1 protein-coding gene is annotated in these 15,177 nt (G+C 71.9%); it reads right to left on the bottom strand.

The annotated features are described in order from the left end of the window. Complete coding sequence (locus ACLQ2R_RS37180; protein ID WP_425966116.1) at positions 1-15,171, bottom strand: amino acid adenylation domain-containing protein; 15,171 nt, start codon at positions 15,169-15,171, stop codon at positions 1-3. Positions 15,172-15,177: the final 6 nt, after the last annotated feature.

Here is a 15,177-nt window from a genome sequence, read left to right on the forward strand (position 1 = left end):
TCAACCTCCCGTCTGCTCAGACGAGCCGCGCAGGGTCTCGGCGACGGTCGTCACCCAGGGGTCCCGCAACAGCTCGAAGTGGTCGCCGTCGATGTGTGTGACCGTGAGCGCACCGGTCAGCTCCCGCCACCCGTCGGCCGCCGCACGACCGGAGTCCTCGTCGTCCGCCCGGCCGAGGAGAAGGTCGGCGGGGCCGTCGAAGCGCGACGGGCGGTGCGCGGCCAGGGCCGCCAGCATGTTCTGCCAGAACCCCAGGAGACCCGCGAGGGTGGCGCCGTCCAGGCCCGCCAGGCCGGCCTGGTCGACGCCGAGGGTGGTCAGCAGGTCACGGAACCCGGGCCGGGCGAGCGCGGCGTCGAGGGCGTCCGGTCCCCGTCGCGCCACGTCGGCGCGCAACGCGTCGAACGCGGCGGCGTCCTCGGCATTCGTCGGGTCCTCCCCGGCCTCTTCGGCTTCGCGGTGCGGATGGGCGTCGATGAGAACGAGGCGGTGAACCTCGACGCCGTGCCGTTCCAGCCGTACGGCGAGCTCGTGGGCGATGACGCCCCCGGCCGACCATCCGGCGACGACCGGGCGGCGGTCTCCCAGCAGCGGCGCCAGCTCCCGGGCGTAGCGCTCGGCCATCTCGCCGAGATCCACGGCGCCGCCGTCCAGGGGGTCGCCCTGGACGCCCAGCACCTCGAACGCGGAGCCGACCCGGCCGACGAGGTTCAGGTAGGGGAAGAGCGTGCCGCCGACCGGGTGCACCAGCACCAGGGGACGCAGTCCCGGCGTGCCGCCCAGTTCCACCACCCGTTCGCCGCCGGCCGGGCGCGAGCGCCCGTTCCGGCCACCGAGGTAGACGGCGAGACCCGCCACGGTCGGGGTGGCGTAGAGGCGGGTCAGCGGCACCGCCGTGCCGAACTCCTCCTCGATCCTGAGCACCAGCCTGACGGCGAGAAGGGAGTGCCCGCCGAGGTCGGAGAAGTCGTCGTGGCGGCCGACCCGGTCGAGTCCCAGGACGTGGCGCCAGATCCGCGCCAGCCGTTCCTCCACGTCGGACAGCGGCGGGAGGGATCCCGCAGGGGCGGGGTGCCGGGGTTCCGGGGCGGGCAGGGCGGCGCGGTCGACCTTCCCTCGCGACGTCAGGGGAAGGGCGTCGAGGGTGACGAACCAGCGCGGCACCATGTAGCGCGGGAGCCGCTCGGCCAGCCACGTGCGCAGGTCGGCCGTGGAGAGGTCGTCGTTGTCGGGGACGGTGTAGGCGACGAGGTCGGTGTGTGCGGAATCGCCGGTGCGGGTGACGACGACGCATTCGCGAACCGCGGGGTGGGTGCGGAGGGTGGCTTCGACCTCGCCGAGTTCGACGCGGTAGCCGCGGATCTTGACCATGTGGTCGACGCGGCCGTGGAATTCGACGTGCCCATCATGAGACCAGGCGCCGCGGTCTCCGGTGCGATACAGGCGCGTTCCCGGGTGGGTGGGATGCGGCTGGAAGCGTTCGGCGGTCAGGGCGGGGTTGTTGAGGTAGCCGCGTGACAAACAGGGGCCGGAGACGTGCAGCTCTCCGGGGGTGCCGATGGGAACGGGGCGGCCGGTGTCGTCGAGGACCCACACCTGGGTGTTGACCAGCGGCTTGCCCAACGGCAGGGGACCTGCGGGCAGGGTCTCACGCGTATAAGGGCCGCAGACGGAGAAGGTGGTGGTCTCGGTGGGTCCCCAGCAGTTGACCAGTTCCAGATCCGGGCACCGCTGCAGGATCAGCGCCGCGTGGCGGGGGGAGACGGTCTCGCTGCCGGTGAGGAACCGCCGCAGACGGTCGAACAACTGTGGTTCGTGGTCGACCAGGAGGGTGAACAGGGAGGCGGTCGCGTGCAGCACGGTGATGTCGTGTTCGGCGACCCAGGCGGCGATGTCGGCGGGCGTGTAGTCCACGGCAGGTGCGAGCACCAGTCGCGCGCCCGCCGCGAGCGGGGCCCAGATCTCGTAGGTGGCCACGTCGAACGAGGTGGTCGCGATCTGCAGCAGCCTGTCGTCGTCCCGGAGCGTCATGCTCTCGCCGCCGTGCAGGAGTTCGGTGACGTTGCGGTGCGACGTCACCACCCCCTTGGGGCGGCCGGTGGACCCGGAGGTGAAGATCACGTAGCAGCCGTTGTCCGGCCGCACGACGTCGTGCGGGTTCTCCGGACCGGGCAGGTCGGCGGCGCCGAGATCATCGGCGTCGAGGTCACCGGCGTCGAGGTCTTCGGTGTCGAGGTCGAGGGTTCGCCAGGGGCCGGTGGGGACGCGGCCGGCGGTGGTTCCCACGGTCAGGACCAGGGGGGCGCCGACCTCGCTCAGCATGAGGCGCAGGCGCTCGGCGGGGAGGTCGGCGTCCAGCGGGACGTACACGCCGCCGGCCTTCAGGACGGCCAGCAGAGCGATGATCATGTTCGTCGAGCGGGGGACGCACACTCCCACGCACACGTCCGGCCCCACCCCCGCCCCTCGCAGGTGGCGCGCCAGACGGTTCGCGACGGCGTTCAACGCGGCGTAGGACAGGGAACGGTCTCCCGCCACGACGGCCACCGTGTCCGGACTCGCCGCCGCCCGCGCCTCCACCAGCTCGTGCACCAGGAGCGGCGGCTCGTCCGCCGAGGTGTCGTTCCACGAGTCCAGCAGGCCACGCTCGACCTCGCCCAGCAGCGACACGTCCCGCCACGGCGCCCCCGGGTCGGTCACCATCGCCTCCAGGGCGCGCAGGTGGTAGTCGCGCAGCACGGTGACCTGGTCCTCGCCCAGCTCCCTGGGGTCGTACTCCAGCTCCAGGAGCAGGACGTCGCCGGGTTCGCGGATGACCGCGACGACCAGCGGGAAGTTGGTCGCGGCCACGCCGGGCAGGTCGGAGCCCGGGTCGGTGGAGGCCAGCGCGCCGTCCTCGGTCAGCCGCCCGAACTGGTGGAAGTGGTTGTAGACGAAGCTGACGTCGAAGAGGGCGGTACCGCTGCCGAGCCTCCGCCGCAGTGCCGACAGCGGGTAGCGCCGGTACGGCAACAGCTCACGCTCGGCCTCGAACACCGACCGCACCAGCTCCTCCCAGCTCCCCTGGGGCAGGGGAAGCCGTAACGGCACCGTGTTCAGGAACAGGCCCAGGGCGTCCGCGCCGTCGGCCTCCTCCAGACGGCCGTTGGAGGTCAGCCCCACCATCACGTCCGAGCTTCCGGTGACCAGGCCGAGCACCCGCAGGTGCGCCGCCAGCACCACCGTCTTGAACGGCACCCCGCAGCGCCTGGCGAACTCCTCCAGCCGGTTCAGCAGATCCCGTGGGAGCACGGTCGACAGGGAACCGTTGCCGTGGCTCTCGTCACGGTGGTGCCGCTCACCCTCGACGCGCTCACCGATCCGTACCGCGCCCGAGTCGCCGGCCCGTATCGCGCCGGGGTCGCCGGGCCTCACCGTACCGGAGCCGACGCGCCGGCGTGGCAGCCGGCTGTTCGGCGGGTCGGCCAGCCGCTCCCGCCAGAAGTGCTCGGCCCCCTCGGACCGCGACGCCGCGCGTTCGGCCGCGACGAAGTCGCGGTACAGCGACCGCATCGGGCCGGGCCGGGGGTCGTGGCCGTCGAGCAGCGAACGGTACAGGTCGAGGGTCTCCGTCACCATGGAGGCCAGGCTCCAGCCGTCGAGGATCGCGTGGTGCTCGGTGATCGTCCACTGGAAGGCGTCGTCGTCGACGACGTGGACGGCTATCCGCAGCAGCGGCGCGGCCGACAGGTCGAAGGGCAGGCGCTGCTCGGCCCGCATGTGATCGGTCAGCAGCGCGCGCTGCCCGTCCCGCTCGGTCCCGCGCAGGTCCGCGACGGTGAGCGGCACCTCGACGGCGGGGTGGACGAGCTGCAGGGGTTCGCCGTAACCGGTGAGGTCGAAGGAGGTGCGCAGGATCGGGTGGCGGTCCACGACGCGGGTGATCGCGTCCCGGAAGGCGGCCTCCTCGAACGCTCCGGCGACGAGGATGCTGTCGACGTTCTGGTACGGACGCCGGTCGGGGTCGAGCTCCATCTCGTAGACCATGCCGATCTGGAGCTCGGCCATCGGGTAGGCGTCCGCCAGGCCATCGGGGAGCCGTTCGCGGTCCTCGGGCGACAGCAGCGAGAACGGTCTCCTGTCCCGCTCGGCCGTCTCGTCCGGGCCGCTGCCTGCGACCTCGGCCAGACCGGCGAGCGTGGGATGGCGGAACAGGTCGTTGAGGGCGAACCCGAGCCCGGCGTCGCGGGCCTGGCCGAGGATCTGGATGCTGCGGATCGAGTCGCCGCCGAGGTCGAAGAAGGTGTCGTGGCGGCCCACCCGGTCCACGTCGAGGACCCGGCGCCAGATCTCGGCCAGGACCTCCTCCGGACCGGCGAGCGGGGGAACGTACTCCTGCGCCAGCTCGGGCCGCTCCCCGGAGGGGGCCGGGAGGGCGGCCCGGTCGAGCTTGCCCTGGGCCGTCAGCGGCAGACCGTCCAGCAGCACGAACCAGCGCGGCGCCATGTAACCGGGCAACCGTCCGGAGAGCCATGCGCGCAACGCGTCCGCCGACACGGCCCGGTCGCCGCCGCTCCCGCCGGTGTGAGCGTCGTCCCCGCGGGTGCCGCCGGTGCCGCCGGTGCCGCCGGTGCCGCCGGTGCCGCCGGTGTCACGGCCGGCCGGGACCACGTAGGCCACGAGATCGGCCTGCTCGCCCGCGTTCACGTACGGGGTGACGACCGCCTCCAGGACCGCGGGATGCGACCCGAGAACGGACTCGATCTCACCGACCTCGATCCGGTGACCCCGGATCTTGACCTGGGCGTCGGAGCGGCCCAGGTACTCCAGCTCGCCCGCGGCGGTCCACCGCGCCACGTCGCCGCTGCGGTACAGCCGGCCTCCCGGCGGGCCGCCCAGATGGTCGGGGACGAACCGCTCCGCGGTCAGCGCGGCACGGCCCGCGTACCCGCGGGTGACGCCGGCGCCGGCGACATGGATCTCTCCCGCCACCCCGATCGGGCACTCCTGGCCGTACGCGTCCAGCACATGGACGCGCAGGTCGGGCAGCGGGCGGCCGATGCCACTCGCCGGGCCTCCGGTCCGGCTGTCCGCCGCACCGTTCGACGGGTCGCCCGACGGGGCACGGAGGTGCCGCTCGGTCAGCTCCAGGTACGTCACGTGCACCGTCGTCTCGGTGATCCCGTACATGTTCACCAGCGACGGGGCCCGGTAGCCGTGGCGGTCGGCCCAGCGACGCACCGACGGCCGGTGCAGCGCCTCGCCGCCGAAGACCACCGTCCGCAGCGCCAGCGGCGCCCGCAGCCGCCCGTCGACGCTCTCGAACTGCCGGAACGCCGAGGGGGTCTGGCTCAGCACCGTCACCCGCTCGCGGCGCACCAGCTCGTAGAACGCCTCGGCGTCCCGCGTCACCTCCTGCGGGACCACGACCAGGCGGCCGCCGGTGCTCAGCGCGCCCCACATCTCCCAGACCGAGAAGTCGAAGGCGAAGCTGTGGAACAACGTCCACACGTCCGAGGGACCGGTGTCCAGCCCCGCGGCGGCCGTGGCCGCGAACAGCCGGGTCACGTTCCCGTGCGTCACCAGCGTCCCCTTGGGGCGCCCCGTCGATCCCGACGTGAAGATCACGTAACACCCGTGATCGGCGCCCACCCGGACGGGCGACGGCTCCTGGTCCGCGCCCGGCCCGGTGTCCGGTCCGGTGCCCGCGGGGGGTGACGTGTCCGGCGACCCGTCGCCGGACACGCCGACGACGCGCCACGGCCCCTCCGGGACGCGGCCGGCCGCGTCACCGGCCGTCAGCACCAGCGGCGCCTCCAGGTCGGCGAGCATGAGCCGCAATCGCTCGGCCGGGAAGCCGGGATCCAGCGGGACGTACACGCCCCCCGCCTTCAGCACCGCGAGGGCCGACACCACCATCGGCACCGACCGCTCGGCACACACCCCCACGCAGACCTCGGGGCCGACGCCCAGGGCCCGCAGGCGCCGGGCCAGCCGGTCGGCGCGCGCGTTCAGCTCCCCGTAGGAGAGGGTCTCCTCCCCGCACGCGACGGCCACCGCGTCCGGCGCCGCCTCGGCCTGGCGCGCCACCAGCTCGTGAACCGGCCCGGTCTCGAACCCCTCGCCACCCCCCGCCCACGACGCCAGCGACGCGCGCTCGGCCTCGCCCAGCAGGGACACCGTCCGGTACGCCGCCTCGGGGTCGGCGACCATCGCCTCCAGGGCGCGCACGTGGTGGTCGCACACCGCGGCGGCCTGCTCGCGGGTCACCTCCCTGGTGTCGTACTCCAGATCCAGGCGCATCCCCTCGGCCCCGGCCTCGCGGCTCACCGTGACCAGCAGCGGGAAGTGCGTCCGTCCCGTTCCGGGCGTGTCCGCGCCGGGACCCGCGGGCACCAGCGCGCCGTCCTCGGCCAGCTTCCCGAACTGGTGGAAGTGGTTGTAGACGAAGCCGACGTCGAACAGCGGCCCGCCGAGCGCGCGCCGCATCGCCGACATGGGGTAGCGGCGGTGCGGCAGCATCTCGCGTTCGGCGTCGAACACCGCCCGCGCCAGATCACGCCAGCTCCCCCCGGGAAGCCGGAGCCGGAACGGCACGGTGTTGAGGAACAGGCCGCACACGTCGGCGGCCTCGGCCTCCTCCAGCCGGCCGTTCGAGGACAACCCCGTGACCACGTCGGTGCTTCCGGTGACCAGGCCGAGCACCCGCAGGTGCGCCGCCAGCACCACCGTCTTGAACGGCACCCCGCAGCGCCTGGCGAACTCCTCCAGCCGGACCAGCAGATCCTGCGGCAGGACCGTGTTCAGGGCTCCGTCCCCCTGGCCCTCGTCGCGTCCGTGCCGTTCCTCCGTGGCCGTCTCGCCGTCCTCCCGGGAGGTGAGGGTGGCGGCCAAACGCGGCAGCCGGCCGTCGGGCCGGTCGGCCAGCAGGTCCAGCCAGAACCTCCGGCTTTCCTCGGAGGCGAGCGCCGCGCGCTCGGCGGCGATGAAGTCGCGGTAGAGCGACCGGGGCGGGGCCGGACGCGGGTCCTCACCCTCCAGCAGCAGGTGGTAGGTCGTGGTGATCGAGGACAGCACCGAGGCCAGGCTCCAGCCGTCGAGGATGGCGTGGTGCTCGGTGACCGTCCACTGGAAGGCGTCGTCGTCCATGACGTGCACGGCCATCCGGAGCAGCGGCGCGACCGCCAGGTCGAACGTGTTCCGGTGCTCGTGCCGCACGTGCTCCGCCAGTGCCGCGCGCTGCTCGTCCGGGTCCGTGCCGCGCAGGTCCGTGACGGTGAACGGGACCTCGGCGGAGGGGTGGACGAGCTGCACGGGTTCGCTGTAGTGGCTGAGGTCGAAGGAGGTGCGCAGGATCGGGTGGCGTTCCACGACGCGGGCCACGGCCTCCCGGAAGGCCGCCTCGTCGAACGGCCCCGTGACCCGCAGGCCGTCCACGTGGTGGTAGGGGCGGCGGTCGGGGTCGCGCTCCATCTCGTAGACCATGCCGGCCTGGAGCTCGGCCATCGGGTAGGCGTCGGCCAGCCCTTCGGGGAGTCGCTCGCGGTCCTCGGGCGAGAGCAGCGAGAACGGCTCCCTGTCCCGGTCGGCGTCGCGCGTACGGCCGGTCCCGGCGCCCGCCGCGACGGCCAGCCCGGCCGGCGTCGGGTCGTCGAACAGGTCGCGGAGGGTGAGGTCGATTCCGGCGTCGCGGGCCTGGCCGAGGACCTGGATGCTGCGGATGGAGTCGCCGCCGAGGTCGAAGAAGTTGTCGTGGCGGCCGACGCGCGCCACTCCCAGGACGCGCGACCAGATGTCGGCCAGCAGCTCCTCCACACCGGTCAGCGGGGCGGCGAACTCCCCGGCCGGTTCCTGCCGGTCGCCCGGCGGAGCCGGCAGGGCGCGCCGGTCGATCTTTCCCTGGGCGGTGAGGGGGATGGCGTCGAGGTACTGGAACCAGCGCGGCACCATGGGCTTGGGCAGTCGCTCCGACAGCCAGGCGCGTATCTCCGCGGCGGGGACGGGGTCACCGTCACAGACCAGGTAGGCGACCAGGTGGGGCTGGCCGTTCCCGGACGGGTGCGCGCCGATGGCGGCCGTGGTGATGTGGGGGTGGGTGCGCAGGGTGGTTTCGATGTCTTCGGGTTCGATGCGCTGGCCGAGGATTTTGATCTGGTGGTCGTTGCGGCCGAGGAATTCGATGTGGCCGCCGGTGGTGTGTCGGGCGAGGTCGCCGGTTTTGTAGAGGCGGGTGCCGGGGGGTCCGTAGGGGTCGGGGGTGTGGGTGGTGGCGGTGGTGTGGGGGTGGTTGAGGTAGCCGCGTCCGATGCCGGTGCCGGCGATGTGGATTTCGCCGGTGGTGCCGATGGGGACGGGTTGGTGGTGGTGGTCGAGGAGGTGGACGCGAGTGTTGCCGTAGGGGTGTCCGATGACGGGGGTGGGGTGGTCGGCGACGTTGACGGCGGTGGCGTCGACGGTGGTCTCGGTTGGGCCGTAGGTGTTGAAGGCGACGGTGGTGGGGTGAGCGCGCAGGGTCTCCCACAGATCAGGCGGACAGGCCTCCCCGCCCAGGCTCACGAGACGAGGCGGGTAGGGCGCGTCGAGCAGCCCGATGTCCGCCAGCAGGTGGATCTGGGCGGTGGTCGCCTGGACGACGTCCGCCGCGAGATCGGCGTGGTGGGCGCGTTCGACGAGGTGGCGGGGGTCGTGGCGTTGTTCGGCGGACAGGACCAGGAGGGTGTGGCCGTCGAGGAGGGGGAGGATCTGTTCGAGGAAGAAGTCGGAGATGTAGGCGGAGGTGCCCAGGACGACGCGGGCGTTGGTGGTGATGCCGGCTGTTCGCATGCGGGGGAGGAGGAGGGTCTGGGCGTAGTTGGTGAGGTTGCCGTGTTCGATCATGACGCCCTTGGGGCGTCCGGTGGTGCCGGAGGTGTACATCACGTACGCCAGATCACGCGCTCCCACCACGGGCAGGACGACCGGCTCCGGCGTCGTCCTCCCGGGGTCCTCTGTCCGGCTCAGGTCGAGGACGGGGTAGCCGTCGGGTGCGTCGTCGAGGTCGTCGACGATGAGGAGGGCGGGGCGGGCGTCGTCGAGCATGGTGCGCAGGCGGGCGGGGGGCTGGTCGGGGTCGAGGGTGAGGAAGGCGGTTCCGGCCTTCCATGCGGCCCAGACCGCGATCAGGGCGCCTGATCCGGGGCGGAGGTGGATGCCGATGATGTCGCCGCGTCGTGCGCCGTGGTGGATGAGCCGGTGGGCCAGACGGTCGCTCGCGGTGTCGAGTCCGGCGAAGGTGATGTGGGTGTGGTCGTCCTCGATCGCGATCGTGTCGGGGGTGCGCCGGGCCTGTTCGCGCAGCAACTCGTGCACGGGGATGTCGGCGCAGAAAGTCGTGGTGTCGTTCCACGACGCCAGCAGGGCGCGCTCGGCCTCGCCCAGCAGGGACACCGTCCGGTACGCCGCCTCGGGATCGGCGACCATGGCCTTCAGTGCGCGGAGGTGGTAGTCGCGCAGGGTGGTGATCTGTTCGGCGGGGAAGTGGCGGGTGTCGTAGTCGAGTTCGAGGCGCAGGCCGTCCAGGCCGGGTTCGCGGCTGATGGACACGCCCAGGGGGAAGTTGGTGCGGGCGATCCCGGGGACGTCGGCGTCTGTGTCGGTCAGTGCCAGGGCGCCCTGGTCGGCGAGGTGGCCGAACTGGTGGAAGTGGTTGTAGTTGAAGTCGACCTCGAAGAACGCCTCCCCGCCCAGCGTGCGCTGCAACGCGGACATGGGGTAGCGCCGATGCGGCAGCAGGTCGTTCTCGGTGCTGGAGGCCGCGCGGATGAGGTCGCTCCAGGTGCCCTCGGGCAACCGGAGCCGGAAGGGCAGGGTGTTGAGGAACAGGCCGCGTACCTCGGTGGCGTCGGCTTCCTCCAGGCGGCTGTTGCTGGTCAGGCCGACGACGACATCGGGGTTTCCGGTGACGAGACCGATCACGCGCAGGTGGGCGGCGAGTGCGACGGCCTTGAACGGGACGCCGCAGCGGCGGGCCAGCTCGTCCAGTCCGGCCGTCAGCTCCGCCGGGATGATCGTGATCAGGGCGCCGTGTCCCTGGTCGTCGTCGCGTTCGTGTCGTTCGCCCGGGACGCTCTCGCCGATCGCGAAGGCGGCGTCCTGGGGCCAGCGCGGCAGCCGTCCCTCGGGCCGGTCGGCCAGGTGCTCCAGCCAGAACGCCCGGCTCTCCTCGGAGCCCAGCGCCGCGCGCTCGGCGGCGACGAAGTCGCCGTACGTGGACCGCACCGGTTCCACGACCGGGTCCTCGCCCGCCAGCAGCGCGCGGTACAGGTCGTTGATCTCCGTCAGGGTGGACGCCATGCTCCAGCCGTCGAGGATGGCGTGGTGCTCGGTGACCGTCCACTGGAAGGCGTCGTCGTCCATGACGTGCACGGCCATCCGCAGCAGCGGCGCGGCCGACAGGTCGAAGGGGCGGTGCCGCTCGTCCCGCATGTGTCCCGCCAGTGCCGCGCGCTGCTCGTCCGGGTCCGTGCCGCGCAGGTCCGTGACGGTGAACGGGACCTCGGCGGAGGGGTGGACGAGCTGCATGGGCTCGCTGTAGTGGCTGAGGTCGAAGGAGGTGCGCAGGATCGGGTGGCGTTCCACGACGCGGGCCACGGCCTCCCGGAAGGCCGCCTCGTCGAACGGTCCTGCCAGCCGCAGCCCGTCGACGTTGTGGTACGGCAGGCGGTCGGGGTCGCGCTCCATCTCGTAGACCATGCCGACCTGGAGCTCGGCCATCGGGTAGGCGTCGGCCAGACCTTCGGGGAGCCGTTCGCGGTCCTCGGGCGACAGCAGCGAGAACGGATCGCGCACCGGACGCCGGTCCCGGCCGGAGGCGTGGTGCGTCACACCCGCCAGCTCGGCGAGCGTGGGCCGCCGGTTCAGGTCCTGCAGGGTGAACCCGAGACCGGTGTCGCGGGCCTGGCCGAGGACCTGGATGCTGCGGATGGAGTCGCCGCCGAGGTCGAAGAAGTTGTCGTGGCGGCCGACCTGATCCACTCCCAGCACGCGCGACCAGATCTCCGCCAGCCTCGCCTCCGTGCCGGGGAGCGGGGAGACGTACCGGTGCGTCAGCGTGGGGCGTTCCCCGGAAGGCTCGGGCAGGGCGCGCCGGTCGATCTTTCCCTGGGCGGTGAGGGGGATCGCGTCGAGGTACTCGAACCAGCGCGGCACCATGTACGCGGGCAGCCGCTCCGACAGCCAGGCGTGCAGCTCGACGGCCGGAACCTGCTCACCGTCACAGACCAGGTAGGCGACCAGCCGGTGGTGTCCATCCTCGCCTGCCCGGTGCGCGCCGATGGCGGCCGTGGTGATGTGGGGGTGGGTGCGCAGGGTGGTTTCGATGTCTTCGGGTTCGATGCGCTGGCCGAGGATTTTGATCTGGTGGTCGTTGCGGCCGAGGAATTCGATGTGGCCGCCGGTGGTGTGTCGGGCGAGGTCGCCGGTTTTGTAGAGGCGGGTGCCGGGGGGTCCGTAGGGGTCGGGGGTGTGGGTGGTGGCGGTGGTGTGGGGGTGGTTGAGGTAGCCGCGTCCGATGCCGGTGCCGGCGATGTGGATTTCGCCGGTGGTGCCGATGGGGACGGGTTGGTGGTGGTGGTCGAGGAGGTGGACGCGGGTGTTGCCGTAGGGGTGTCCGATGACGGGGGTGGGGTGGTCGGCGACGTTGACGGCGGTGGCGTCGACGGTGGTCTCGGTTGGGCCGTAGGTGTTGAAGGCGACGGTGGCGGGGTGAGCGCGCAGGGTCTCCCACAGATCCGGCGGGCACGCCTCCCCACCCACCGCGACCAGCCGGGGAGGATGGGGCGCGTCCAGCAGCCCGGCGTCCACCAGCAACTGGATCTGGGCGGTCGTCGCCTCGATCGCTGTCACGGCCCGGTCTGCGTGGTGGGCGCGTTCGACGAGGTATCGCGGGTCGTGGCGTTGTTCGGCGGACAGGACCAGGAGGGTGTGGCCGTCGAGGAGGGGGAGGATCTGTTCGAGGAAGAAGTCGGAGATGTAGGCGGAGGTGCCCAGGACGACGCGGGCGTTGGTGGTGATGCCGGCTGTTCGCATGCGGGGGAGGAGGAGGGTCTGGGCGTAGTTGGTGAGGTTGCCGTGTTCGATCATGACGCCCTTGGGGCGTCCGGTGGTGCCGGAGGTGTACATCACGTACGCCAGATCACGCGCTCCCACCACGGGCAGGACGACCGGCTCGGTCTCCGCCGGTGGCGCGGTGATGTCCAGCACGGGGTAGCCGTCGGGTGCGTTGCCGGGGTCGTCGACGATGAGGAGGGCGGGGCGGGCGTCGTCGAGCATGGTGCGCAGGCGGGGGGAGGGCTGGTCGGGGTCGAGGGTGAGGAAGGCGGTTCCGGCCTTCCACGCGGCCCAGACCGCGATCAGGGCGTTCGCTCCCGGGCGGAGGTGGATGCCGATGATGTCGCCGCGTCGTGCGCCGTGGTGGATGAGCCGGTGGGCCAGACGGTCGCTCGCGGTGTCGAGTCCGGCGAAGGTGATGTGGGTGTGGTCGTCCTCGATCGCGATCGTGTCGGGGGTGCGCCGGGCCTGTTCGCGCAGCAACTCGTGCACGGGGATGTCGGCGTAGGGAGTGGCCGTGTCGTTCCACGCGGTCAGTAACGCCTGTTCGGCGTCACCGAGCAGGCAGGTGTCCGCGAGGGGGGCGGTGGGGTCGGCGACCATGGCCTTCAGTGCGCGGAGGTGGTAGTCGCGCAGGGTGGTGATCTGTTCGGCGGGGAAGTGGCGGGTGTCGTAGTCGAGTTCGAGGCGCAGGCCGTCCAGGCCGGGTTCGCGGCTGATGGACACGCCCAGGGGGAAGTTGGTGCGGGCGATCCCGGGGACGTCGGCGTCTGTGTCGGTCAGTGCCAGGGCGCCCTGGTCGGCGAGGTGGCCGAACTGGTGGAAGTGGTTGTAGTTGAAGTCGACCTCGAAGAACGCCTCCCCGCCCAGCGTGCGCTGCAACGCGGACATGGGGTAGCGCCGATGCGGCAGCAGGTCCTGTTCCGCGTCCGACACCGCCCGTACCAGGTCCGTCCAGGTGCCGTCGGGCAGGCGCAGGCGGAAGGGCAGGGTGTTGAGGAACAGGCCGCGTACCTCGGTGGCGTCGGCTTCCTCCAGGCGGCTGTTGCTGGTCAGGCCGACGACGACATCGGGGTTTCCGGTGACGAGACCGATCACGCGCAGGTGGGCGGCGAGTGCGACGGCCTTGAACGGGACGCCGCAGCGGCGGGCCAGCTCGTCCAGTCCGGCCGTCAGCTCCGCCGGGATGATCGTGATCAGGGCGCCGTGTCCCTGGTCGTCGTCGCGTTCGTGTCGTTCGCCCGGGACGCTCTCGCCGATCGCGAAGGCGGCGTCCTGGGGCCAGCGCGGCAGCCGTCCCTCGGGCCGGTCGGCCAGGTGCTCCAGCCAGAACGCCCGGCTCTCCTCGGAGCCCAGCGCCGCGCGCTCGGCGGCGACGAAGTCCCGGTACAGCGAGCGAAGCGGAACCGGCTGCGGCTCCTCCCCGTCCTTCAGCCGCCGGTACAGGTCGTTGATCTCGGTCAGCGTGGAGGCCAGGCTCCAGCCGTCGAGGATGGCGTGGTGCTCGGTCACCGTCCACTGGAAGGCGTCGTCGACGACATGGATCGCCATCCGGAACAGCGGCGCGACCGCAGGATCGAACGTGTCCCGCTGCTCGGCGCGCACGTACTCCGCCAGGGCCGCGCGCCGCGCGCGAGAATCGGCGTCGCGCAGGTCCGCGACCGTGAGCGGGATCTCGACGGTGGGATGGACCAGTTGCAGGGGTTCGCTGTAGCGGCTGAGGTCGAAGGAGGTGCGCAGGATCGGGTGGCGTTCCACGACGCGGGTGACGGCGTTCCGGAAGGCCGTCTCGTCGAAGGAGCCGGTGATGCGCAGGCTGTGGACGTTGTGGTAGGGACGCCGGTCGGGGTCGAGCTCCATCTCGTAGACCATGCCGATCTGGAGCTCGGCCATCGGGTAGGCGTCGGCCAGCCCTTCGGGGAGCCGTTCGCGGTCCTCGGGCGACAGCAGCGAGAACGGCTCCCGCTCGACCACTTCGTCCTGTACGGAACGGGCGACACCGGCCAGGCCGGCGAGCGTGGGATGACGGTGCAGGTCCTGCAGGGTGAACCCGATTCCGGTGTCGCGGGCCTGGCCGAGGATCTGGATGCTGCGGATGGAGTCGCCGCCGAGGTCGATGAAGGTGTCGTGGCGGCCGACCCGGTCCACGTCCAGGACCCGGGACCAGATCTCCGCCAGGACCTCTTCTGTCCGTCCCATCGGGGCTTCGAACTCCGCGTCCGCCTGGCGCTCTGTCTGCGGTGCGGGGAGTGCGGTGCGGTCGACCTTGGCGCGGGGGGTCAGGGGGAGGGCGTCGAGGGTGACGAACCAGCGCGGCACCATGTAGTGGGGGAGCCGCTCGGCCAGCCACGTGCGCAGGTCGGCCGTGGAGAGGTCGTCGTTGTCGGGGACGGTGTAGGCGACGAGGTCGGTGTGTGCGGAATCGCCGGTGCGGGTGACGACGACGCATTCGCGAACCGCGGGGTGGGTGCGGAGGGTGGTTTCGATTTCGCCGAGTTCGACGCGGTAGCCGCGGATCTTGACCATGTGGTCGACGCGGCCGTGGAATTCGACGTGCCCATCATGAGACCAGGCGCCGCGGTCTCCGGTGCGGTAGAGCCGTGTTCCGGGGTGGGTGGGGTGGGGTTGGAAGCGTTCGGCGGTCAGGGCGGGGTTGTTGAGGTAGCCGCGTGACAGGCAGGGGCCGGAGACGTACAGCTCTCCGGGGGTGCCGATGGGGGTGGGGCGGCCGGTGTCGTCGAGGACCCACACCTGGGTGTTGACCAGCGGCTTGCCCAGGGGGAGGGGACCTGCGGGCAGGGTCTCATGGGTGTAGGGGCCGCAGACGGAGAAGGTGGTGGTCTCGGTGGGTCCCCAGCAGTTGACCAGTTCCAGATCCGGGCACCGTTGCAGGATCAGCGCCGCGTGGCGGGGGGAGACGGTCTCGCTGCCGGTGAGGAACCGGCGTAGACGGTCGAACAACTGCGGCTCGTGGTCGACCAGGAGGGCGAACAGCGAGGCGGTCACATGCAGGACGCTCACCTGGTTTTCCTGAACCCAGGTGGCGATGTCGGTGGGGGTGTAGGAGATCGGTGGTGCCATGACCAGCCGTGCGCCTGCGATCAGGGGTGC

Origin of the sequence: Streptosporangium sp. DT93 (assembly GCF_049844535.1) — a bacterium.
GTDB lineage: Bacteria > Actinomycetota > Actinomycetes > Streptosporangiales > Streptosporangiaceae > Streptosporangium.